Source organism: Pseudomonas sp. GW821-FHT02A11, assembly GCF_059421985.1.
Genome location: NZ_JBWKWB010000007.1, coordinates 40,252 through 61,488 on the forward strand (window position 1 = coordinate 40,252; position 21,237 = coordinate 61,488).

General features: G+C 61.3%; 23 protein-coding genes and 1 pseudogene. 10 read left to right on the forward strand and 14 right to left on the reverse strand.

Annotated features, from left to right (window positions below; all coding sequences use genetic code 11):
- The first annotated feature begins 4 nt into the window (after positions 1-4).
- Together AC07V9_RS12770 and glgX are read left to right on the forward strand one after the other, a co-directional pair.
- Positions 5-397, forward strand: a complete 393-nt coding sequence (locus tag AC07V9_RS12770; RefSeq protein ID WP_495016071.1) for a DUF2934 domain-containing protein — start codon at positions 5-7, stop codon at positions 395-397.
- Positions 398-569: 172 nt separating this feature from the next.
- Entirely contained in the window at positions 570-2,756 is a 2,187-nt protein-coding gene (gene glgX / locus AC07V9_RS12775) for a glycogen debranching protein GlgX (protein WP_495016072.1), read from the forward strand.
- A 253-nt stretch (positions 2,757-3,009) separates the two neighbouring features.
- Here the strand turns inward: glgX and AC07V9_RS12780 are convergent, their stop codons facing one another.
- From AC07V9_RS12780 to AC07V9_RS12800, 5 genes and pseudogenes are all read right to left on the reverse strand, one after another.
- Positions 3,010-3,402: a PDC sensor domain-containing protein gene (locus AC07V9_RS12780; RefSeq protein ID WP_495016256.1), complete on the reverse strand. Its 393-nt coding sequence runs from the start codon at positions 3,400-3,402 to the stop codon at positions 3,010-3,012.
- A 165-nt stretch (positions 3,403-3,567) separates the two neighbouring features.
- Positions 3,568-4,395 (reverse strand): annotated as a pseudogene (locus AC07V9_RS12785) (methyl-accepting chemotaxis protein); the annotation flags it as partial.
- A 223-nt stretch (positions 4,396-4,618) separates the two neighbouring features.
- The gene (locus tag AC07V9_RS12790; protein WP_495016073.1) at positions 4,619-5,587 is read right to left on the reverse strand and encodes a threo-3-hydroxy-L-aspartate ammonia-lyase; all 969 of its coding nucleotides are present in this window, start codon (positions 5,585-5,587) and stop codon (positions 4,619-4,621) included.
- A 73-nt stretch (positions 5,588-5,660) separates the two neighbouring features.
- The gene (locus AC07V9_RS12795; RefSeq protein WP_495016074.1) at positions 5,661-6,053 is read right to left on the reverse strand and encodes a RidA family protein; all 393 of its coding nucleotides are present in this window, start codon (positions 6,051-6,053) and stop codon (positions 5,661-5,663) included.
- Positions 6,054-6,067: 14 nt separating this feature from the next.
- Positions 6,068-6,742, reverse strand: a complete 675-nt coding sequence (locus AC07V9_RS12800) for a helix-turn-helix transcriptional regulator (protein WP_495016075.1) — start codon at positions 6,740-6,742, stop codon at positions 6,068-6,070.
- Between the two features lie 635 nt (positions 6,743-7,377).
- Between AC07V9_RS12800 and AC07V9_RS12805 the strand changes: the two genes are divergently transcribed.
- Entirely contained in the window at positions 7,378-7,707 is a 330-nt protein-coding gene (locus AC07V9_RS12805; RefSeq protein ID WP_495016076.1) for a hypothetical protein, read from the forward strand.
- Between the two features lie 89 nt (positions 7,708-7,796).
- Here AC07V9_RS12805 and AC07V9_RS12810 read toward each other — a convergent pair whose 3' ends face one another.
- The 5 genes from AC07V9_RS12810 to AC07V9_RS12830 form a co-directional block, all read right to left on the reverse strand.
- Positions 7,797-8,369, reverse strand: a complete 573-nt coding sequence (locus tag AC07V9_RS12810; RefSeq protein ID WP_495016077.1) for a GNAT family N-acetyltransferase — start codon at positions 8,367-8,369, stop codon at positions 7,797-7,799.
- A gap of 49 nt (positions 8,370-8,418) precedes the next feature.
- Positions 8,419-9,204, reverse strand: a complete 786-nt coding sequence (locus tag AC07V9_RS12815) for a sulfite exporter TauE/SafE family protein (RefSeq protein WP_495016078.1) — start codon at positions 9,202-9,204, stop codon at positions 8,419-8,421.
- Positions 9,205-9,336: 132 nt separating this feature from the next.
- Positions 9,337-9,840, reverse strand: a complete 504-nt coding sequence (locus AC07V9_RS12820; RefSeq protein WP_495016079.1) for a cupin domain-containing protein — start codon at positions 9,838-9,840, stop codon at positions 9,337-9,339.
- 71 nt (positions 9,841-9,911) lie between these two features.
- Positions 9,912-10,676 carry a trans-aconitate 2-methyltransferase gene (gene tam, locus AC07V9_RS12825; RefSeq protein ID WP_495016080.1) on the reverse strand — a complete coding sequence of 255 codons (765 nt, stop codon included), beginning with the start codon at positions 10,674-10,676 and terminating at the stop codon, positions 9,912-9,914.
- Between the two features lie 220 nt (positions 10,677-10,896).
- Positions 10,897-11,979, reverse strand: coding sequence for a glycoside hydrolase family 3 N-terminal domain-containing protein (locus AC07V9_RS12830; protein WP_495016081.1), 1,083 nt, complete (start codon positions 11,977-11,979; stop codon positions 10,897-10,899).
- 500 nt (positions 11,980-12,479) lie between these two features.
- Between AC07V9_RS12830 and AC07V9_RS12835 the strand changes: the two genes are divergently transcribed.
- The 4 genes from AC07V9_RS12835 (at position 12,480) to AC07V9_RS12850 (ending at position 15,733) form a co-directional block, all read left to right on the forward strand.
- Positions 12,480-12,815: a hypothetical protein gene (locus AC07V9_RS12835; RefSeq protein WP_495016082.1), complete on the forward strand. Its 336-nt coding sequence runs from the start codon at positions 12,480-12,482 to the stop codon at positions 12,813-12,815.
- A 120-nt stretch (positions 12,816-12,935) separates the two neighbouring features.
- A complete protein-coding gene (locus AC07V9_RS12840; protein WP_495016083.1) occupies positions 12,936-13,499 on the forward strand; it encodes a type 1 glutamine amidotransferase domain-containing protein in 564 nt (187 codons plus the stop codon).
- Positions 13,500-13,652: 153 nt separating this feature from the next.
- Positions 13,653-14,318 (forward strand): glycosyltransferase family 2 protein, encoded by a 666-nt coding sequence (locus AC07V9_RS12845; RefSeq protein WP_495016084.1) that lies wholly within the window; start codon positions 13,653-13,655, stop codon positions 14,316-14,318.
- 95 nt (positions 14,319-14,413) lie between these two features.
- The gene (locus tag AC07V9_RS12850) at positions 14,414-15,733 is read left to right on the forward strand and encodes an Nramp family divalent metal transporter (RefSeq protein WP_495016257.1); all 1,320 of its coding nucleotides are present in this window, start codon (positions 14,414-14,416) and stop codon (positions 15,731-15,733) included.
- A gap of 348 nt (positions 15,734-16,081) precedes the next feature.
- On the opposite strand, the gene AC07V9_RS12855 is transcribed toward AC07V9_RS12850, so the two are convergent.
- From AC07V9_RS12855 to AC07V9_RS12865, 3 genes are all read right to left on the reverse strand, one after another.
- Complete coding sequence (locus tag AC07V9_RS12855; protein ID WP_495016085.1) at positions 16,082-16,573, reverse strand: copper chaperone PCu(A)C; 492 nt, start codon at positions 16,571-16,573, stop codon at positions 16,082-16,084.
- Positions 16,573-17,181: an SCO family protein gene (locus AC07V9_RS12860; RefSeq protein ID WP_495016086.1), complete on the reverse strand. Its 609-nt coding sequence runs from the start codon at positions 17,179-17,181 to the stop codon at positions 16,573-16,575. Before AC07V9_RS12860 ends, AC07V9_RS12855 begins: the two co-directional genes overlap by 1 nt.
- 112 nt (positions 17,182-17,293) lie before the next feature.
- Complete coding sequence (locus AC07V9_RS12865) at positions 17,294-17,671, reverse strand: hypothetical protein (RefSeq protein WP_495016087.1); 378 nt, start codon at positions 17,669-17,671, stop codon at positions 17,294-17,296.
- A gap of 183 nt (positions 17,672-17,854) precedes the next feature.
- Between AC07V9_RS12865 and AC07V9_RS12870 the strand changes: the two genes are divergently transcribed.
- From AC07V9_RS12870 to AC07V9_RS12880, 3 genes are read left to right on the forward strand one after another with little or no spacing between them, the layout of a single operon-like run.
- A complete protein-coding gene (locus AC07V9_RS12870) occupies positions 17,855-18,886 on the forward strand; it encodes an acyl-CoA dehydrogenase family protein (RefSeq protein ID WP_495016088.1) in 1,032 nt (343 codons plus the stop codon).
- Positions 18,883-19,644, forward strand: a complete 762-nt coding sequence (locus AC07V9_RS12875) for a PIG-L deacetylase family protein (protein ID WP_495016089.1) — start codon at positions 18,883-18,885, stop codon at positions 19,642-19,644. Before AC07V9_RS12870 ends, AC07V9_RS12875 begins: the two co-directional genes overlap by 4 nt.
- Complete coding sequence (locus AC07V9_RS12880; protein WP_495016090.1) at positions 19,641-20,243, forward strand: class I SAM-dependent DNA methyltransferase; 603 nt, start codon at positions 19,641-19,643, stop codon at positions 20,241-20,243. The genes AC07V9_RS12875 and AC07V9_RS12880 overlap by 4 nt, the downstream gene beginning before the upstream one ends.
- A 111-nt stretch (positions 20,244-20,354) precedes the next feature.
- On the opposite strand, the gene AC07V9_RS12885 is transcribed toward AC07V9_RS12880, so the two are convergent.
- Positions 20,355-21,050: a GNAT family N-acetyltransferase gene (locus AC07V9_RS12885; RefSeq protein ID WP_495016091.1), complete on the reverse strand. Its 696-nt coding sequence runs from the start codon at positions 21,048-21,050 to the stop codon at positions 20,355-20,357.
- Positions 21,051-21,237: the final 187 nt, after the last annotated feature.

Sequence of the window (21,237 nt, forward strand, 5' to 3'; positions counted from 1 at the left end):
CGAGATGAGTGCCGACGAAAAACGAATCAAAGAGCTCGCCCATCAGATCTGGGAATCTGAAGGCAAGCCTCATGGTAAGGATGCCATCCATTGGGAGCAGGCCCGCAAGTTAGCGGATGCCGAAGCCAAGTCACCGAAAAAAGCAGCTGCGCCAAAAGCGGCTGCCAAAGCAAAAGCTGAACCCAAGGCTGCGGCTGCGAAACCTGCCGCCAAGGCAGCGCCGAAGCCAGCCGCGAAAGCCGCTGAAAAACCTGCGGCCAAGCCGGCTGCCAAAGCCAAGGCGCCCGCCAAGCCCAAGGTCGCTGCAAGCGGTGCGGAGCCTGCAAAACCGGCTGCCAAGCCCGCTGCGAAACCTGCGGCCAAAAAAGCTCCGGCTGCGAAGCCACCCGCGCCTTGAGTCTTCGGTTTCGCCGAAGACTGTTCGCGCAGCAAACCTCTACCGCAGGGATCGCTTGAAACGATATTCCCCTGCGGTAACCCCCTTGCCTGTTTTAACCAATGGCGCAGTCCCAGCCTGCGACAAAGGCTCTGTTCGCCTTCAGGAAATCATTCGAACATCAGGAATCATCATGAGCAAGCAAGACAAGAACGCCGCCCCCCAGAATGAATCCAGCAAGGCCGACAGCCCGGAAGCCCACGTCTCGCGCATCCGTGAAGGCCTACCCTTCCCGCTTGGCGCAAACTGGGATGGCTTGGGGGTCAACTTCGCGATCTTCTCGGCCAACGCCACCAAGGTCGAGCTGTGCCTGTTCGACTCCACCGGCGAGACCGAACTGGAACGCATCGAACTGCCGGAATACACCGATGAGATCTTCCACGGTTACCTGCCCGATGCCCATCCCGGACTGGTGTACGGTTATCGCGTATACGGCCCGTACGACCCGAAAAACGGCCATCGCTTCAATCACAACAAGCTGCTGATCGATCCCTACGCCAAGCAACTGGTAGGCGAGTTGAAATGGTCCGAAGCCTTGTTCGGCTACACCATCGGCCATCCCGATGACGACCTGAGTTTCGACGAGCGCGACAGCGCGCCCTTCGTGCCAAAGTGCAAGGTCATCGACCCGGCGTACACCTGGGGTCGTGATCAGCGGGTCAATGTGCCGTGGGAGAAAACCGTTTTCTACGAGACCCACACCCGCGGTTTCACCATGCGTCACCCCTCGGTGCCCGATGAGCTCAAGGGTACGTTCTCTGGCCTGATGGTCGACGACGTGATCCAGCACATCAAAGGCCTGGGCGTGTCCTCGGTCGAGCTGCTGCCGATCCATGCGTTCGTCAACGACCAGCATCTGCTGCAAAAAGGCATGACCAACTACTGGGGCTACAACACCATCGCGTTCTTCGCGCCGGACCCGCGCTTCCTGGCCCACGGCAAGATCGCCGAGTTCAAGGAAATGGTCGCGCACATGCACCATGCAGGCCTGGAGGTGATTCTCGACGTGGTCTACAACCACACCGCCGAAGGCAACGAGCGCGGCCCGACCCTGTCCATGCGCGGCATCGACAACGCCTCGTACTACCGCCTGATGCCGGACGACAAGCGCTTCTACATCAACGACTCCGGCACCGGCAACACCCTGGACCTGAGCCATCCCTGCGTGCTGCAGATGGTCACCGACTCCCTGCGCTACTGGGCGAGCGAGATGCATGTCGACGGTTTCCGCTTCGACCTGGCGACCATTCTCGGTCGTTACCATGATGGTTTCGATGAGCGCCACAGCTTTCTCGTCGCCTGCCGTCAGGACCCGGTGCTGCGTCAGGTCAAGCTCATTGCCGAGCCTTGGGACTGCGGCCCGGGCGGCTATCAAGTGGGTAAGTTCGCGCCGGGCTGGGCCGAGTGGAACGACAAATTCCGCGACACCGTGCGAGCCTTCTGGAAAGGCGACGAAGGCCAGTTGGCCGACCTTGCGAGCCGCCTGACCGCCTCCGGCAACATGTTCAACCAGCGGGGTCGCAGGCCTTACGCGTCGGTCAACTTCGTAACCGCCCACGATGGCTTTACCCTGCACGACCTGGTGTCGTACAACGACAAACACAACGAAGCCAACGACGAGAACAACCAGGACGGCAGCAACGATAACCGCTCCTGGAACCATGGTGTCGAAGGCCCGACTGACGACCCGGAAATCAACGCACTGCGCCTGCGTCAGATGCGCAACTTCTTCGCCACGCTGCTGTTTTCCCAAGGCACGCCGATGATCGTTGCCGGGGATGAGTTCGCCCGTACGCAAAACGGCAACAACAACGCCTATTGCCAGGACAGCGAAATCGGTTGGGTCAACTGGGACTGGGATGAAGACGGCAAAGCGCTGCACGACTTCGTGCAGAAGCTGATCAAAGTGCGGATGAAATACCCGATCCTGCGTCGTGGGCGCTTCCTGGTGGGCGAATACAACGAAGATTTGGGGGTCAAGGACGTCACCTGGCTGTCGCCGAGCGGCGAGGAGATGACCATCGAGCAATGGGAAGACCCTAACGGCCGCTGCGTGGGCATGCTCATCGACGGCCGCGCCCAGGAAACCGGGATCCGTCGTCGCGGTGCCGATGCGACCATGCTGCTGGTGGTCAACTCGCACCACGAGGGGGTCAATTTCACCCTGCCGGAAGTGCCTGAGGGCGTGAACTGGATCAGCTTGGTCGACACCAACCAGCCGGACATCAAGGGCAAGGAACGCTTTGAATTCGGCACCGAATACACCGTGACGCCGCGCTCGCTGTTGCTGTTCGTGTTGCAGAAGGAGGAAGAGGCGTAACGCGAAATCCCCCTCGTAGCGGTCCGGCTTGTCGGCGGTGGCGTCCGTGAAATCGCCACCGCCGGCAAGCCGTGCTGCTACAAAGGGTTCAACATTCCGCCCCCGGAAAATGCAGTCTTCCCCCTGTGGGAGCGAATTCATTCGCGAGACATTGGACCAGTCACAGAAATGTGTCGATTGTTCGAACGTCTCGCGAATGAATTCGCTCCCACAGGGTTATTGGCTGTAATGGTTCAGCGGTATTGCCAACGTTTTACAACAGCGCCGACAACCGCACGTCTGCCGCCAATACCCGATGCAACTGCCCGTTCGCCGCAAAGATCGGCACCGACACCGTGATGCAAAACGCATCGGTGGCCGATGAGCGATACACCGGCGTGATGTAGCTGCTCAACTGTTCGGCCACTTCCCGGAACCAGGGCCGTTGCGCCCAGTTGCGTCCCTTGCAGCTCGGCGCCTTGGCATCGGTCTCAAGGCCGATGTTTTCACTGATTTGCGTGCCGTTGCGATCGACCATGTAGAACAGCTCGAAACGCTGATCACGACGCAGGGTCTCCAGCATGAAACGCTCGGCCGCCTGCACATCGCCGTGCATGGCCGCCTCGCTGCCAAGCCGCTCCACCGAATGCTGAATCGCCTTGTGCATCTGCAAGCGAAACCCACCCAACCCATTGAGCAGGTGATCGCCACTGTTGCGCACGGCATCGCTGTGGGTCAGCACCTGTCCGGCGTTGCCGAGCAACTCGGCGGCCACACCGGCGATGTTTTGCACGTCCCGATTGATGGCATGCACGGCAATGCCAATGTGTTCGGTGCCTGAGGCGATATGGCCAACCCGTTGATCCAGTTGGTCCATGGCCGCCTGCGTGCTGAGCAGGTCCTCGCCCATGCGCGTCATGCCGTCTCGGCCATCCGCCACAGCGGCGTGCATGATCTTCCCGGCCGCACCCAGTTGGTCCATGTCCGCGCGAAAACGCTCGATGATCTGGCTCACCCGGGCCGTCGATTCAGTAGTGTGCCCCGCCAGCCGACGCACCTCATCGGCCACTACCGCAAAGCCCCGACCATGCTCGCCAGCACGGGCGGCTTCGATGGCCGCGTTGAGGGCCAGCAGGTTGGTCTGCTGGGAGATACTGGCGATCACGCCGAGCACCTGACTGACTTCCTCCAACTGCCCGAATAACTGGCCGATCACCGCTTCCAGCTTCTCTTCGCTGGCGCCGATGGCATCGACCTGCCCGAGCACCTGCTCGCCCGTCTGCTGGCACTGGCGCAGGGTCAGCGTCACTTCGCTGGACAACTTGGCCACCTGGGCGGCGCCGGGTACAAGCTCGGTGTCCAGCGAGGTACTGACCTGCTCGCTGGCACTGGCGATCAGCTCCGACGCCTGGGCCAGCATCTGCCCGCTTTGCTCGGTGGCGCGCGCGATACGCGCCAGTTCCGGCGCATGGGCGGCGATGTCCACCGATGCGGCCAGACTCTCCCCCAGACGCGAGTGCAAGGTCTTGCTGAAGCCGTTGAGGCGAGCGTTCAACGGCGAATGCTCGGACAGTTGCACTGTCAGGTCCAGATCCTCGAACAACAGGTTCAGGGCGTCATCGTCATGGGCTCGGCGTTTGTTGGCGCGCAATGAAAACATTCGGCATCTCCCTCCGTGTGTCCGGGAGATGCTGCAAGCACAGTGCCATCACCGACTTCGTGAAAAGCCGCGGGGTGGAGCTATCGAGCGCGAGTGCGCAGTGCCCAAAATCAAGCGGTTAACGCGCGGCAGAGATTGTTTTGGTGCGCCGCCGCAGTCCGCCATGACCGGGCGCTTGCTCTCCCCAGGCTTTACCTGTGTGCCAAGGCATCGGCAACCAGGGTTATCGCGCCAATAGCTTCGCGTAGGTGTTCAGGTCGATATTCCCGCCGCTGATGATCACCCCCACCCGCTGCCCCTTCAACTGGGCAGCTCTCTCTCGCGCTGCCGCAAAACCCAGACATCCGGTCGGCTCGACCACCATTTTCATGCGTTCTGCGAAGAAGCGCATGGCGTCCACCAGCTGCGCGTCGCTGGCCAGGAGGATGTCGTCGACGTCGCGTTGGATGATGCCGAAGGTGTAGTGACCCAAGTATTGCGTCTGCGCGCCATCAGCGATGGTTTTCGGGGTTTCGATCTTGACGATATGGCCGCTGCGAAGGGACTGCTGGCCATCGTTACCGGCTTCGGGTTCGACACCGTAAAGCTTGCAGCTCGGCGCCAGGGCGCGGGTCGCCAGCGCAGAACCACTGAGCAGCCCGCCACCACCCAGGCAGACGAACAACGCATCCAGCGGGCCCACCTCCTCGAATAACTCCTTGGCCGCTGTGCCCTGCCCCGCGAGGATGTCCGGGTGGTCGTAAGGCGGGATCAGCGTCAGGCCGTGCTCCTCGGCCAGCGTGCGACCAATCGCTTCGCGGTCCTCCTTGTAGCGGTCGTAGATCACCACCGTCGCGCCGTATTCCCTGGTCGCCGCCACCTTGGCGGCGGGGGCGTCGTGGGGCATGACGATGGTCGCCGGAATGCCGAGCAACTGCGCTGACAGGGCGATGCCTTGGGCGTGGTTGCCAGACGAGAACGCCACGACGCCCCGCTTGCGCTGGCTGGCATCGAACTTTGACAGCGCGTTGAACGCCCCGCGAAACTTGAACGCGCCCATGCGCTGATAGTTTTCGCACTTGAAAAACACCTCGGCCCCCAACTCGCGATCAACAGTGCGCGAAGTCAGGACCGGGGTCTTGTGGGCATGGCCTTCGATGCGTTTCGCGGCTGCGACCACATCGTCATACGTCGGGAGCACGAGCGTTTCCATATTCATCCTCTAAGGTTCGATGCAGAGAAGCCCCCGCTTTGCCGGGGTCAGAAAATAACCAGTTGGTGCTCAATCAGCCCGGCAGCAGTGCCATGGCTTCCACTTCCACCGCCAGGCCGTAATGCAACTGCGCGACACCGGCTACCGCTCGGGCCGGGCGATGGTCACCCAGCCACTGCGCGTAGAGCGCGTTGAACAGCGGCCAGTGCTGCATGTCGGTCACATACACGCGCACCTGCACCAGCCGTGATTTGTCGGCGCCCCCTTGTGCCAGACAGGCATCGATATTGGCGAGCACCTGCCGCACCTGCACCTCGAACGACTCACCCTCAAGGGTTCGCCCGTCGGACCTCGCCGGCAACTGCCCGGAAATCATCAGCAGATTGCCCGCCGCGCAGACATGAGAGTAGTGCCCGGCGGGGGTCGGCAACGCCGGACTGTTGCTGCACACAATGGCATCTGGCATCGGAAAAACCTCGATCATTTGACGTAGCTGTAGGCGGCGGCGCGGGACACACCCAAGTGCTGCGCCACCACTTCCATGGATTTGCGGATGTCCAGATAGCCCGCCTGTTTGAGTTCCTGCAGCAGCTGACGGCGCTCGGGAGGCTTCAGCGCGCGGGGGGAACTGGCCAGGCGCGCGGCGAACTGGTCGATACACTCGCGAATACTGTCGGCGCTGCCAGGGTCCAGCGACTCGCTGACCTTGGCCTCGACACGGGTGAACTGCGCCATTGCCGATTGCAGGCTCTGGAACAGCGTCAGGTCGATGTTCAGGCACAGCGCAGCGACGTACTGACCATCCTCGCCCTTGATGCCGATGGATGTGCTCTTGGCCTGACGACCGTCGGCAAAACGATTGGCGTAGTTGGCGATGATCTGCGGATACGCAGGATCAGCAATCCTCGCCAGGCCCAGCTCCGTGGTCGGGTCACCGGGTTGGCGGCCGGAGAGGTTGTTGTGGATCGCCTGGATCGAATGATCGGTGTCCTTGAGATCGTGCACCACCACCTCGCAGAACGGCGCGAAGGTCTCGGCCAGGCCCTCGGCGATCAGCTTGATTTGTTGCAGCAGATGCGCGCTGCCGTGGGGCGGGTTTTTCATGGCGTGGCGGCCTTGGGTCCGGTGATCGATGCCGTACACAGTAGTGCGCAACTGTCATTCTGTCCAGATAATGACAGATCGTCATGGCGAGAAAGCTGTTCCGACGCCATAGCCTGTCAACAGCGACCCACCTGCCAGCGCTGACACTTCAATGGCGTCAAAGGCCCGTAAACACTGACTTTGTAGTCACGAACGGACCTTTGTGTATTGGAACTACAAAATATGTAGTTCATGAAAATATTCACTACAAAACGGTTGACGAAGCCGTTTTGCAATTGCATAGTGAGGCCGTCTCCCCGATCGGGAGAGCTGGCAAAAGTATTCCGGGCCCGTTCGGCATAGCCGTCGAACAACCTCTGGATGTGTGCTGCCCACAAGGCAGATTGATGAAGCTGAACCGGCATGATCGACCCATAGGCCGAGCGCTGGCGAAACGTCCTCATGACACTTGTGGTCGACCACGCAAAGTCGCCAGTGTCCAACGACGCCCGCCACTCTCTCCTGCGCTTCTGATCATCCCGCCACAGCGTTCATCGATACGACATTCAACGCGCCCGGCAGCGGCTCCGGCTCATCGACGGACCTTGTTTGTCAGCGTGAGAAAGGACTGCGAATCGACGGACGATTCGCCATTACGTGTGAACTAACCAGATAGCTAACAAATGGGCAAAAAGGGGTATCCAATCATGAATCTGAACAATCAACCCACCATTGATCAATTGGCTCGACTGTTCGCGGCGCAGAAGGACTCCCTCGATAGCCACATTCTCTGGGTCTGTGAGAAAGGCGATGTGCACATGGACGGCCTGGGCGCCTGCACCGAGGAACAAGAGTTCGACGAACAGCATCCGCACATGCGTGCGCGGCTGAAGATGTACCGCAAGGGGCATGGCTATGTCGGCAAGAAGGCAGCCGCCGACAAACAGTTCCTGGGCCAGGTACTGGACACCCTGAGCAGTGAATGGGGTGCCGCGAAGAAAGAGCCCGGCGTTCGCGTCATCGACAAGCTCTGCTAAGACGTGACTTGCCGCTGATCACCTGGCGCTTCGGGTGGTCAGCGGTTTTTTATGGTCTGGATTCAACGCTGTAGCACCACGCGATGAGCTCAACGTTGTGCAGGATTGACCAGCGCCGTCAACACATGGTCGGCCCACTGGCCATTGATCTGCAGATAGGATTTGGCAAAACCCTCGCGCTCGAAACCCAGCGCCGACAACACTCGCGCACTGCGCTCGTTTTCCGGTCGGTAGTTGGCCATCACCCGATGCAGTTGCAGATCCTCGAACACATAGGCAATCGCCCGCTTCAACCCCTCACGCATCAGCCCTTTGCCCTGCGCATTTTGCGCCAGCGAATAGCCCAGATGACAGGCCTGAAAAGCTCCCAGCACGACGTTGCTGAAATTGCACTCGCCGACCATGTCCCCGGTGGCGCGGTCGAGCATCAGCAAATGCAGGCAGCGACCGGCCAGGCGATCACGCTCCACGCGGGCGATGCGGATGGCGATGTTGTCAATGTCGAAAAAACCGGCAGGACGGGTCGGTTGCCAAGGCTGCAGATGTTTGTGATTGAACAGGTTGTAGGCGCGGATCTGCGCAGCGTCGGTCGGCAACGCAGGGCGCAGGATCAACCTTTCAGTCACCAGCTGGATCAGTTGCGGCTCGGCGATGATGTCCATGCTCCCTCCTGGCGTGAATGTGACGGCGCCCTGCAAAGGTTCTGGCCGATCAGAACGCCAGCTTGTAGCCGATGGCGATCAGCATTACCGCAAGGCATGGGCGCAGCACGCCATCGGGAACGCGCCCGGTCAAGTGGCTGCCCATATAGATGCCCGGCAGCGAACCCATCAGCAGGAAGCCCAGCATCGCCCAGTTCATGTTGCCCATGCTGGCGTGGCCGAGGCCTGCTATCAGGGTTAGCGGCACGGCGTGGGCGATCTCGGTGCCCACCAGGCGACGGGTGTCCAGGAACGGATACAGAATGAACAGCGCCACCGTGCCCAGTGCGCCAGCGCCAATGGAAGTCAGCGCAACCATAACGCCCAGCACCACGCCAGTGACCACTGTCAGCGCATTGAGGCTCTTGTCGCTCAGGCGGTAGTGATCGCCAGCATGACGCTGGGCAAAGGCCAGCAGGCGTTTCTTGAAGAAGATCGCCAGCGCCGTGAGCAGCAAGACAAACCCCAGACCTTGCTTGATCACGGCGTTCATCGCATCGGGCGCAGTGTGCAGGCTGTTGAGGAACCACAGGGTCAGCCCAGCCGCCGGCACGCTGCCCAGCGTCAACCAGCCGGTGATGCCCCAGTCGATGTTGTCGTTCTTCTTGTGCACCAGCACGCCACCGCTCTTGGTGATGGCGGCGTACAGCAGATCGGTGCCCACTGCGGTGGCCGGGTTGATACCGAACCACAGCAGAATCGGAGTCATCAACGAACCGCCACCCACGCCGGTCATACCGACGATGAAGCCGACGACAAGCCCGGCGACCACGAAACCTGTATTGCCAAAATCCATTGATTTGCCCGACACGCTGGAAAAACTGGCGCGCAGGATAGCGATTTTTCGTCTAAAGCCCTCCGCTTTTCTTATATGAAGCGTAGATCGAAAGGATCTATGGTTATAACCAAATCATTCAGCGTCCAAGGCTCAGGGCTCGCCATCCCAGTAATCCAGCGTAGTGCCAGGGCGCTGAACGGCGGTGAACGCCCTCGCGCCGTTGATCGTGACCATTGCCTGGTACTTACCTGAGTCCGGGTATTCGCAAACTTCCGGCGTCTCGCGGGTGCTGATGGACAGGTACTTGAGCGGCGCCCGGGACGTATTGATGAGCTGATGCGGGTACTCAGGGCCCGGCGGGATGAAGATCACGTCACCGGTTTTGACCGGCAGCATCTCACCCGCCACCCGCAGCGTGCCCTGCCCGTCAATGATCACGAACATCTCTTCCTGGGCGTAATGGAAATGGTAAGGGCACGAGCGTTTGCCGGGGGCGACGATGTCCACCGAGGCGCCGAGCTTTTGCGCGGCAGTGCCGGTACCCAGACGCGCGGCCTGGCTTTGGTACAGCGGATCGCGGCGCTCGTCCTGCAACGGGACTTCATTGAAGTTGCGGATCAGCCGTGAGGCCAGATCCATTTGCGGCTTATCCATTTTTCACTCCTGGCTTTTGCTCCTGTAGCCGCCCGGCCGGGCGGCTACACAGAACCTGCCGTATCAGAACATCAGCGTGTGGCAACGATGAACAGACGCGGAAACGGCAGCGATACCGAGCCATCCGCCAGCGCCGGGTACGCCTGGGAAATCGCTTGCAGATAGGCGTCGAGAAAGGCTTTCTGCTCGCGCTCATCGAGCTTTTGCAGATAAGGCCGCAACGCCGAGCCCTTGAACCACTCCACCACCGCGCCATGCCCACCGGCCAAAGGATGGTGATACGTGGTGCGCCAGACATCGACCTCAGCGCAATGGGGCTGCAGCACTTCAAAATAATAAGCCGCCGGATGGCGATCAGGGTGTTTGACGGACGCGATCTTGCTCGCCCAAGGCCCGCTTGCTGCGATCTCGCGGGCCAGCCGGTGTGCGGGTTCTTCGAGGTTGTCCGGGGTCTGGACGGCAAGGCTGCCACCGGGATTGAGCAGGCTGACCAGACGCGGATATAGCTCGGCATGATCCGGCACCCACTGCAATGACGCGTTGGCGAGAATCACGTCATAAGTTTTTTCCGGCTTCCACAGGCCGATATCTGCCCGTTCGAATTCAATGTTCGGCAAGCGCTGGCGGGCGTCGCCGAGCATGTCGTCCGAGCTGTCGAGCCCGGTGATCAACGCATCACTGAAACGCTCGGCCAGCACTTGGGTGGAATTGCCGGGGCCGCACCCCAGATCGATCGCTGTCTTCACCGATTGCGTCGGGATGGCAGCGACCAGGTCGCGGACCGGGCGAGTGCGTTGCTGTTCGAACATCGAATACTGCTTGGCAGACCAGCTCATCAGGCATTCCTTCTGACATGAGGGGTGCCGTGGAGGGTAAAGCCTGTCGCGTGGGAGTACAAACGAGGAGCACAACGCATGACCGCCGATCAGGCGCGCCCTATCCGTTCGAAGGCGACAGGCGTGAACAGTGGGTGGCAGACGCTTGGCAAATGAGGTCTGTGGCGTGGGCCATTGTGCCCCCCCACCCCTGTCGCCTGCCTACGATGTCCGGGTTTGCCTAGCGCGTCACCCGACGCGTGAGATGACCTCCGGGAATCGGGTAGGACACGTACAGCCCTGAATCGACCTGCGCTTTCGAAGCTTGCGCCAGATCGCGCACTTTCTGCGAGGCACTGAGCAACTGCGAACGATCCAGCCGCCCGTTTTCCACCGCATCGACGATTGCCTGCGCGATGTCATCGAGCCCCGATTCGCTGGATACCAGCAGCAGATGCGCCCCGGCACCCAAGGCAGTGACGGCGGTGTCGGCAATGCTGTTGCCGCGCAGAATCGACACAGCGTCCAGATCGTCGGAGATGATCAGCCCGCCAAAACCCAGATGCTCGCGCAACAGGCCGATGACCTTCGCCGAGGTGCTGGCCGACTGCAACGGGTCAAGCGCCGGAAACACCGCTGGCCCCGGCATGATCGCCTGCACACCTGCCGCGATGACGTCACGGAACACGCCCAGGCCTTGCTCAAGGTCGTCCACCGAATCTGGCACACTGGCCAGCGCCACTGCGGGATCGTGCTCGGTGTGGTAATGACCGGGAAAATGCTTTGCAGTGGCTATCACCCCCGCCCGCTGCACTCCACGAATGAAGGCACAGGCTATGCGCGACACTTCGAGCGGGTCCGTCCCCAATGTGCGATTGTGCAGCCAGGGATTGCTGCCGGTGACCACATCGACGACAGGTGCCAGGAACAGATTGACCCCCATGACCCTTGCCGAACTGGCCATCTCATAACTGCGCGCCTCAATCTCCTGGTCACTCAAGCCCTTGAGCTCGTCGGCGGTCGGCATCCCCGGCACCAAGCGATGCAAACGCTGGATCCCGCCCAGTTCCTGGTCCACCGCCACCAGCACCGGAGAACCTGCACACTCAGCCGCCTCTTGCGCTATTCCCATGAAATGCGTCTGAGTTTCACGCCAACGCCGCTCGAAACTCATATTGCGCGCCAGGTATTCATCACGGCTTTCCCCCAGAAGAATCGAGACCCCGCCTCGCTCCAGATACCGCCGAACGGCGTCATCCAGATCAAGCCCGGCAAAGGCAGGCAAGAGGACTGAGTAAGCGGCGCGTTGCAGTTCAATTGACATGAGGGATCCTGTGGCTAGTGCGAAAAGGCATGCTCGGTCATGAAACATCAATCGGGCAATGCTCGTTTATGCTCACTTTAATCCCAACAGATTGATTGTCAATGCTCGATTACAGGTCAAAACCTATCAGCACCGAGCAGAGCATTTGAATATCCGCCGCCTGCATCTCCAACATCGGGCAACCCTGGGGTCGGACATCGAGTGAACGAGTCAGGCCGGATAAACATTCAGTTGGGCCCTGACTGGTCGCCGCCGATATTTTCAGCCGTGACTCTTTCCATTTAAGCGCCACCTCGGCACCATATGCGTCATTGAATAACGGGCCTTAGATTGACCAACGCAAACGATAGCGTTTCTCAACTTAAGATTCGCAACAACTTCCAATAAACGTGCACTTCTGAACCCACGCCAGACACGCCATCAATGATATTAAATTGATATGGCGTGATGCTCCGTGGCCTTGCGAAGTGATTCACACTCTTCATTTCAGGATGAAATAGATGCGTTTCCCACTGCTCACCAGCGCGCTGGCGCTGACCTTGGCGGGCTGCGGCTCGACCCCGAACAACCCTTCGGTCAATCTCGAAACCCCCAAGCCGGCTGCTGATTACGTGCAATGCGTATTGCCCAAGTGGCAGGCGATCAAGCCGTCGACCACCCTGACTGAGAGCAAGGGCCACTACAAACTGCTGGTATCCGGCAAATTGTCCCAGGACGATATTCTCGAAGTCTTCAAAGGCAACCCCAATACCCGCGCATTTCTGTATCAACGCGCGCCGCTGGCCTCAGCATTCGGTCGCAGTGCACTGGAAAAAGCCGCACGCGATTGCCTCTGAACCGATGCGCTGGTCATGGCCGGTGATGCAATCGGGCTGAACTTTCGGTTTTTCGACTCCCTCAGAGAACGACAACACCCCAGTGTCGGGTGACGTTTTCACTCAAGAGGAATCACCGCCATGAGCATGCAACTGCAAGGCAAGAAAGTTCTGATCATCACCGCCAACACCGGCATCGAGCGCGATGAACTGCTCAAACCGCTCAAGGCCCTGAAAGACATGGGCGCCAGCGTCACCCACGCGTCCATCGAGGGCGGCGAGACGCAGACCTTCCTGCACGATACCGACAAGGACACCCGCGTCACCTCCGATACCCGCTTGGCAGGTCTGTCGGCTGATCAATTCGATGCCCTGGTGATCCCCGGCGGTACAGTCAATGCCGACACCCTTCGCCAGGACGCCGATGCGCAGCGTCTGGTCAAGGAGTTCGCCAACGCCGGCAAGACCGTTGCCGCCATTTGTCACGGCCCCTGGCTGCTGATCGATGCGGGTGTGGTTGACGGCAAGACGCTGACATCCTACCCCAGCGTGCGCACCGACCTGCTTAATGCGCATGCGGCGGATTGGGTCGATCAAGAGGTCAAGGAGTGCGACGCCAACGGCTGGACCCTGATCACTTCGCGCAACCCGGACGATCTGCCTGCCTTCAGCGAGGCCATCGGTGAGTCGCTGCGGGCTGCGTAAAGCCCCGCTTCCCGGCCGTTTGTGTCGATGCCAATGGGCGCGTCGGCGCATTCGGTCGTCATAACAGAAAATACTTGCAACCAATATTTCGCGATTCAGGTCGACATCGAAAGGCTAATGCGATCGTCGCACGTGCCGCCATGAGGCCAGCCCATGATCGGAATCATCGTCCCCGCGCATAACGAAGAGCGTTGCTTGAATGACTGCATCAAATCGTTGATTGCCGCCGCTCATCACGAAGCATTGGGTGATGAAAGGGTTGAGATACTGATCATGCTCGATGATTGCACTGACGGCTCACAGGCCATCGCCCTGTCCCACGGCGTCAACGTCCACCCTTGCCAGCATCGCAACGTCGGCATGACCCGCGCCCTCGGCGCGCAGTTGATGCTGGAACGCGGCGCCCGTTGGCTGGCGTTCACTGACGCTGACAGTGTGGTGCCCTATGGCTGGCTGGCCGAACAGGTCGGGTCTGGGGCCGATGCGGTGTGCGGCATCGTGCAGGTGGATGATTGGTCCGAACACACCGAGCACGTGCGTAGGCGTTACGACGAACACTATCGCCCGGTGGACGACCATCGGCACATCCACGGCGCCAACCTCGGGGTTTCAGCCGTGGCTTATCAACGGGCCGGCGGCTTCAAGGCATTGGCCGCCCATGAAGATGTGCATTTGGTCGAAGACCTGCAGCGCACTGGCGCACGGATTGTCTGGACGGCACGCAACAGTGTGATCACCAGTGCACGCAAGGACTGTCGCTGCCGGGAAGGCTTCGGCGACTATCTAAATTCACTGGCGACTCAAACGTTATTAGGCTAACCCTCACTACGCACGCAGCACTGAACGGTCCGCTCAGGTCTTCAGGCTGCGCGCCGGCCGACCTCATCTGAGCGGGAACGCGCGCAATGCAACCGATGAAAAACCGGGCCAACCCCGGTGACGACACACTGGGCGGCGGCATGCCCAGCGCCAGTGTCGCCCTGCCCAAGACCGGCAACTGGTTCAAGCGCCTGCTCGCCTTTACCGGGCCCGGCTACATGGTTGCCGTGGGCTACATGGACCCCGGCAATTGGGCGACCGACCTTGCCGGTGGCTCGCAGTTCGGTTACATGCTGCTGTCGGTGATCCTGCTCTCCAACCTTATGGCCATCGTATTGCAGGCGTTGTCCGCGCGCCTGGGCATCGTCACCGGTTGGGACTTGGCCCGCGCGTGCCGCGAGCGCTACAGCCGGCCGGTGTGCATCGCCCTGTGGCTGGCCTGTGAGATCGCGATCATCGCCTGCGACTTGGCCGAAGTCATCGGCACCGCCATCGCCCTGAACCTGCTGTTTGGCATCCCGTTGGTGTGGGGCGCGGTGATTTCGGCGGTCGACGTCTTCTTGATCTTCCTGCTGATGGGCAAGGGCTTCCGCGCACTGGAGGCGTTCGTCATCGCCTTGCTACTGATCATTTTTGGCTGCTTCGCGATCCAGATGGTGCTGGCCCGCCCGGACATGGCCGAGCTGTTTGGCGGTTTCATTCCCAAGGCTGAAATCGTCACCAACCCGGCAGCGCTGTATCTGGCCATCGGCATCATCGGCGCCACGGTCATGCCCCATAACCTGTACCTGCACTCATCCATCGTGCAGACCCGCGCCTACCCGCGCACTGAGGAAGGCCGGCGCATCGGCCTGCGCTGGTCGGTCACCGACAGCACCATTGCGCTGACCCTGGCGCTGTTCGTCAACGCCGCGATCCTCATCACCGCCGCGACCGTCTTTCACAAAGCGGGGAAAACCGATGTGGTGGAAATCGAGCAGGCCTATCATCTGCTCTCGCCAATGCTCGGAGTGGGCCTGGCCTCGACGCTGTTCGCCGTGGCCTTGCTGGCCTCAGGCATCAACTCGACGGTGACCGCCACCCTGGCCGGGCAGATTGTCATGGAAGGGTTTCTCAGGCTGAAACTGCCGGGATGGATACGCCGCCTGCTGACCCGTGGGCTGGCGATCATTCCGGTGATCGTCGTCACCAGCCTGTATGGCGCCGACGGCACGGCGAAACTGCTGGTGCTGAGCCAGGTCATCCTGTCGATGCAACTGCCCTTCGCCATCGTGCCGCTGGTGCGCTTCGTTTCGGATCGCAAGCTGATGGGCACCCTGGTCACAGGGCCGGTGCTGACGACCCTGGCCTGGGCGATTGCGTTGCTGATCATCGGCCTGAATCTGGTGTTGCTGCTGGGGATGTTCGGCGACTGACGTGTCGACGGCTTGATCAAGACCCAATGCTCAAGACCAACGCAAAACCTGTACAAGCTTCCGGAGGTTACGACGGTGGCGAACGCGGTGTATCTGACACATCACCTATATCTGATATACCGCATTCGCGGCCGTCGTAACCTCCGACTGCTCCTACAGGGAATCCGCGGCGTGCCGGTGACTCATGACCAACGCTAAACCTGTAGGAGCTGCTGGAGGTTACGACAGTGGCGAAAGCGGCATGTCAGGCACCACATCCGCACCTGAAATACCGCATTCGCGGCGTCGTAACCTCCGACTGCTCCTACAGGGGATCTGCGGCGGGCTGGTGACTCTTACAGGTACGAGTCAATGACTGGCGCCGTGATCGTGACCCATGTCCATCGACTCCTGCATGGTGTGCGCTGGGGCCGTGACCTGAAGGGTTTCGCGTACGCCCTTGTCGTTTTCCACGGTCAGGGTCAGCGGCACCTGATCACCTTCCTTGATCTGCGCGGACAGCCCCATGAGCATCACGTGATAGCCATCCGGGTCCAGCGACACGGTCTTGCCGGCCGGCAGCGCCACGGCGTCCACCGGCCCCATGTGCATCACGTCGTTGGTCATGCTCATCTCGTGGATCTGCACGTTACTGGCCACCGGCGAGGCGACGCTCAGCAGCTTGCTATCGGTGTCGGCGGTGATGCGCATGAAGGCCCCGGACGACGGCTGGCCCGGCACGGTGGTGCGCACCCAGGCGTCGTCGACGCGGGTCTGGGCCATGGCCGAGAGGCTGACGCCCACCAGTAGAGACATCGCCAGCAGCGAACGGGAAACCCATTGAGTGAACAGCGCGGTCATCAGCAGACCTCCATGACAGTGAGCAGATCTTCCGCACATTGCTTGGCGGAAAGCGACGGCGACAGGCCCAGGCGCAGATTGCCCCGCGAGTCGAAGACGAAGCTGGTGGCGGTATGGGACATGGTGTAGGTGTCGCCGATCGGCTCCTTCTCGTAGAACACACCGAACTCCTTGGCCACCTGTTTCGTCTGCTCCAGGGTGCCACGCAGGGCGACGAAGCTGGGATCGAACTGTTTCACGTAGGCGTCGAGGATCTGCGCCGTGTCACGTTCCGGGTCGACGGTGATGAAAATCACCTGCAGGGTCTTGCCGTCCTCGCCCATGATCTTCTTGATCTGCGCAGCGCGAGCCAGCGCAGTGGGGCACACCGACGGACACTGGGTGAAGCCAAAGAACACCATCGGCATGAGGCCCCGGAAGCTGGACAGGGTCTTGGTCTGGCCTTCGGTGTCGGTAAGCTTAAAGGTACGGCCGCGGATTTCGTTGCTCAGGTCCTTGCCGTACTTGAAATTCAGCGCGGTGGTCGAGCCATCGCAACCGGCGAGCAGGCCCAGGCCCAGAATGCCCATGCCACCAAGCACCTGGCGGCGGGTCAGTAAATCATTCATGTGACGAACTCTCTGATGCGGTCGGCGTTGGCGCCGACCTTTGACCGCCCCCCGCCTGGCCTTGAGGCCGGACCGGGGACGACGCTAAACAGTGCCAGTGATACGTCGGCGATCAGGGCGCCTGGGGCGACCAGCCAGGAAAGACCTTTCGAGGCGGTTTGCGCAGCAGGTAATCAGAAGGCAGGACGGCCTTGCGCGGGACTCGCGCCAGCCAGCCCAGACCGATCAAGAACACCAGCGCCAAGACAACGGCCCCGGCAAAAGCGCAATCGGTCATCGACAGTTTCATCAGTTGGGCGTGATCACCCATCTGCGCCATGTCCATGGGCCCGGCCAGGTCGTGCTGCGTGCTGCACTCAACACCGGGGATCATCAGGTTGAACGCCCGCAACATCTGCCCATGGCTCAGGCTGCACACGAGCCCGCCGAACAGGACGAAGCCATACAGCATCCAGGCGATGAGCGATTGATGGGTGCGGACGAATTTCATGGGGCGACATTCTACATCGTCGCGCACCGGGGCATGTTTCCGGGCCTGATCACTGGGTGCGACAAAACCGCGCAGGCAGGCCAGCGGCAGATTGTTTGAACCCTGCCCCGCCCCGGCTGCCGAAGCTCATGGGTAGCCTGCGCATCTCGCGCCAGCCCCCGAAACGCCGGGAGACCTTCAGGCATGGACGATGACGCACTAGGCCTTGATGCGGTGCTGGCAGATTTCGCCCGCCGCCCCAACACGCCAATGATCGACGACCGATTGCGTGACGCGATGTGTCAGTGCATCGAGCGCGGCCTGGATCAGCTGCCCCTGCCCGGCAGCGGACAAACTCTCGAGCGCTGGCGCCAGTTGGCAACGGTGGGTGGCATCGATCTGGCGCTGCTCAAGCTTTTCGAAGGCCACACCGATGCGCTGGCCATTCTCGCCGAACTCTCTTGTACACCCTTTGCCGAGCCCGGTATCTGGGGCGTCTGGGCTGCAGAGCCGCCCAATGCCAAAGTCCAGGTAACGCCGGATTCTGGTCAGCAGGTCCGCCTCAATGGACGCAAGGCCTGGTGCTCTGGCGCCCAGCAGATCGACTATGCATTACTGACGGCCTGGGGCGCCGACGACACCCCCTATCTGATCGCCGTACACCTTGATCAGCCGGGTATCAGCATTGACGCGCAAGCCTGGCAGGCGGTGGGCATGGCCAGCACCGCCAGCGTCGATGTGCACTTCGACAACGCGATCGGTTACCCCATCGGTGCCAGCGGCGCTTACCTGTCGCGCCCCGGCTTCTGGCAAGGCGGCGCCGGGATCGCTGCGACCTGGTACGGTGCCGCCGCATCGCTGGCGCGCGCGCTTCATCGTCAACGCCAGCAAGGCCGACCCGACGCCCATGCCGACGCGCATCTGGGCAGCGTCGACGCAGCGCTCTCAGGCGCTGCGGCAGCCTTGCGGGAGTGCGCTGCCTGGATCGACGCCCATCCTCAGGATGACGCGCGACTGCCCGTACAGCGGGTTCGCGCTCAGGTGGAACAGGCCGTTGAACAGGTCTGTCGCCACGTAGGCCGGGCGCTGGGCGCGGCACCCTTTTGCCGCGATCCACAGTTCGCCCGTCTGGCTGTCGACCTGCCCGTGTTCATCCGCCAGAGCCACGCCGAAAGGGATCTGGCGGGGCTGGGCCAGTTACTCGCGGGCCTTGAGGCTGAGGACTGGTCGCTATGACTGCATCACAACCCTTTGGCGTTCAAGGCACGTCCTTGCGCGACTGGCAAAACAGCGTCGCGCTGAGCGGTGTCCAGCCTGTAACCCTCGACGCGCTGGTGCCATCGGGCTCGCGCCTGGTGGTTCTGGCGCCTCATCCGGACGACGAGGTGCTGGCCTGCGGCGGCTTGTTGGCCGGGATGGTCGACCGTCAGAACGACCTGCAGCTGATTTCGGTGACCGACGGTGAAGGCAGTCATCCGGGCTCCACTCAATGGCCGCAACCGCGGCTCCGGGCCCAGCGTATCGAGGAGAGTGGTTGCGCCATCGCAAGCCTGGGTCTTGATGCATCGCGCATCAGCTGGCACCGCCTCGGCATGCCGGATGGCGACGTCGCGGCGCACTCCGAATCGCTGATCGCGCTGCTCAGTCAGGATCTGCACGCAGGCGACATCCTGCTCAGCACCTGGCGCCATGACGGTCACTGCGATCACGAGGCCGTAGGGCATTGCGCCGCGCAGGCGGCTGCCAACACCGGGGCCACGTTGCTGGAGATGCCGGTCTGGGCCTGGCATTGGGCCGAGCCCAACGATCCGCGCATTCCATGGGACCGGGCGCGCAAGCTGTGGCTCAGCGATGAGCAGCAGCTGCGCAAACGTCAGGCGATCGCTGCGCACATCAGCCAGCTGCAATCCGACCCCAGCACCGGCGCTGCGCCCGTGCTCGATCCCACGACCTTGCAGCGTCTGTTGCAGTCCTTTGAACTGGTATTTATATGAGCATGCCTGCCGATTATTTCGACGAACTGTTCGCCGAGAACGATGACCCCTGGGCGTTTCGCACCCGCTGGTATGAACAGCGCAAACGCGATCTGACCCTCGCCGCCCTGCCCCGTCAGCGCTACGCAAGGGTCTTCGAGCCAGGCTGCGCCAATGGCGAATTGAGCCTGCGCCTGGCCGAGCGCAGCGATGAGCTGGTGTGCATGGACATGAACGCACGGGCCGTGGAGCTCGCGCGCAAGCGCCTGGATCACCTGCCTCTGGCGAAGGTGATTCAGGGGTGTCTGCCGCAGGACTGGCCTGAAGGATCGTTCGACCTGATCGTGGTCAGCGAATGGGCGTATTACCTGGAGCCTGAGGTGTTCGTGCAGGTGATCCAGCGCATTGCCGGCAGTCTGAAACCCGACGGCGCGGTGCTGGCTTGCCACTGGCAGCATCCCATTGAAGGCTGCCCGATGCAGGGCCGCCACGCCCACGAGCTGCTCGCCCGACACTTGCCGATGCAGCGCACCCTGCGCCACGATGAAACGGACTTTCTGCTGGAGATGTGGAGCCTGCAGCCGGGCGGGATTGATCTGAATGAAGAAATCGCAGAGTAGAAATCAGGCATGTAGAAAACAGGCGTTTGGGCTGCCGCTGTCTGCTTCTTCCCGGAAGGCGTAGGAGCGTTGCTCGTCAGCAAGCTGGACTCCTGCGGCCTGCGGCCAGCTTCACGTCCGGGATCTGTCCAGCAGCCGCTCCTGCACAAACACCCGCGCCTGCCGCGCCAGCTGATCCATGTGCCGGTCGCGCTGTTTTTCAGCGTCGATCATGGCGCGCTTGCCGTGCTGTTTGAGCAGGTAGGCGTGTATCTGCCTGACCTCAACCGAGTTGTAGATCGGCGCGATGTCCAGCACCGCCAGCAACCCATCGGTCTGGTGATCACGGGTGTTCATCAGCACCTGCGGCCCCCGTGCGTTGAGGACACGAAACCCCATGGCTTCGAAGTACGGCACCTTGCCCACGAAACAGGCCAGCTCGGCATGGGGATAGCGGTCGAGCATTTTTTGCAGCATCGCCCGGGCAATGCCGCGACGTCGCTGATCGGCCTTGACCGCCATGTACGCCACTGAACAGGCCTCGGTATCGCCCTGCACCGGCAAGTACAGCAGGAAACCTGAAACGATCGACGGGTCTTCGTCGTCCAGCGCCACGATCAGCTCCACCGCAAAGCCGCGCGAACCGTTCATGGCTTGCAAATACTGATGCACCTCGTGGCCGACGCCATATTGATAGAGCGGGTACAGCGGATTGCTCGGGACAATACCGACCATGCTGATGTCAGTGACGTAATCGACCACCATCTGCATGATCTGGCTGTCGATGGAATCCGGCGGAGAGCTTTCGAGGCGGGTGATGGTGAACATGGCGATCCTGAGTCGGGGTGGAGGCTGCCCGGCGTAGCAATGCCGGGCTCGCGCATCATACCCTGTTCCAGCGCATGGCCCGAACGTGCAGCTGCCTCACGTGCTGCCTCATGGAATCTACGGTGGCGCATGCTCTTCTGTGGCCTGGACTAAGGCCAATCGACATCACTCAGCATTTGCGCAAAAC

What these genes read in the sequence shown, in the direction of transcription:
- AC07V9_RS12770 (WP_495016071.1), top strand. Translation starts at nt 5, where the DNA reads ATGAGTGCCGACGAAAAACGAATCAAAGAGCTCGCCCATCAGATCTGG.
- glgX (WP_495016072.1), top strand. Translation starts at nt 570, where the DNA reads ATGAGCAAGCAAGACAAGAACGCCGCCCCCCAGAATGAATCCAGCAAG.
- AC07V9_RS12780 (WP_495016256.1), bottom strand. Translation starts at nt 3,402, where the DNA reads ATGCACAAGGCGATTCAGCATTCGGTGGAGCGGCTTGGCAGCGAGGCG.
- AC07V9_RS12790 (WP_495016073.1), bottom strand. Translation starts at nt 5,587, where the DNA reads ATGGAAACGCTCGTGCTCCCGACGTATGACGATGTGGTCGCAGCCGCG.
- AC07V9_RS12795 (WP_495016074.1), bottom strand. Translation starts at nt 6,053, where the DNA reads ATGCCAGATGCCATTGTGTGCAGCAACAGTCCGGCGTTGCCGACCCCC.
- AC07V9_RS12805 (WP_495016076.1), top strand. Translation starts at nt 7,378, where the DNA reads ATGAATCTGAACAATCAACCCACCATTGATCAATTGGCTCGACTGTTC.
- AC07V9_RS12810 (WP_495016077.1), bottom strand. Translation starts at nt 8,369, where the DNA reads ATGGACATCATCGCCGAGCCGCAACTGATCCAGCTGGTGACTGAAAGG.
- AC07V9_RS12815 (WP_495016078.1), bottom strand. Translation starts at nt 9,204, where the DNA reads ATGGATTTTGGCAATACAGGTTTCGTGGTCGCCGGGCTTGTCGTCGGC.
- AC07V9_RS12820 (WP_495016079.1), bottom strand. Translation starts at nt 9,840, where the DNA reads ATGGATAAGCCGCAAATGGATCTGGCCTCACGGCTGATCCGCAACTTC.
- tam (WP_495016080.1), bottom strand. Translation starts at nt 10,676, where the DNA reads ATGAGCTGGTCTGCCAAGCAGTATTCGATGTTCGAACAGCAACGCACT.
- AC07V9_RS12830 (WP_495016081.1), bottom strand. Translation starts at nt 11,979, where the DNA reads ATGTCAATTGAACTGCAACGCGCCGCTTACTCAGTCCTCTTGCCTGCC.
- AC07V9_RS12835 (WP_495016082.1), top strand. Translation starts at nt 12,480, where the DNA reads ATGCGTTTCCCACTGCTCACCAGCGCGCTGGCGCTGACCTTGGCGGGC.
- AC07V9_RS12840 (WP_495016083.1), top strand. Translation starts at nt 12,936, where the DNA reads ATGAGCATGCAACTGCAAGGCAAGAAAGTTCTGATCATCACCGCCAAC.
- AC07V9_RS12845 (WP_495016084.1), top strand. Translation starts at nt 13,653, where the DNA reads ATGATCGGAATCATCGTCCCCGCGCATAACGAAGAGCGTTGCTTGAAT.
- AC07V9_RS12850 (WP_495016257.1), top strand. Translation starts at nt 14,414, where the DNA reads ATGAAAAACCGGGCCAACCCCGGTGACGACACACTGGGCGGCGGCATG.
- AC07V9_RS12855 (WP_495016085.1), bottom strand. Translation starts at nt 16,573, where the DNA reads ATGACCGCGCTGTTCACTCAATGGGTTTCCCGTTCGCTGCTGGCGATG.
- AC07V9_RS12860 (WP_495016086.1), bottom strand. Translation starts at nt 17,181, where the DNA reads ATGAATGATTTACTGACCCGCCGCCAGGTGCTTGGTGGCATGGGCATT.
- AC07V9_RS12865 (WP_495016087.1), bottom strand. Translation starts at nt 17,671, where the DNA reads ATGAAATTCGTCCGCACCCATCAATCGCTCATCGCCTGGATGCTGTAT.
- AC07V9_RS12870 (WP_495016088.1), top strand. Translation starts at nt 17,855, where the DNA reads ATGGACGATGACGCACTAGGCCTTGATGCGGTGCTGGCAGATTTCGCC.
- AC07V9_RS12875 (WP_495016089.1), top strand. Translation starts at nt 18,883, where the DNA reads ATGACTGCATCACAACCCTTTGGCGTTCAAGGCACGTCCTTGCGCGAC.
- AC07V9_RS12880 (WP_495016090.1), top strand. Translation starts at nt 19,641, where the DNA reads ATGAGCATGCCTGCCGATTATTTCGACGAACTGTTCGCCGAGAACGAT.
- AC07V9_RS12885 (WP_495016091.1), bottom strand. Translation starts at nt 21,050, where the DNA reads ATGTTCACCATCACCCGCCTCGAAAGCTCTCCGCCGGATTCCATCGAC.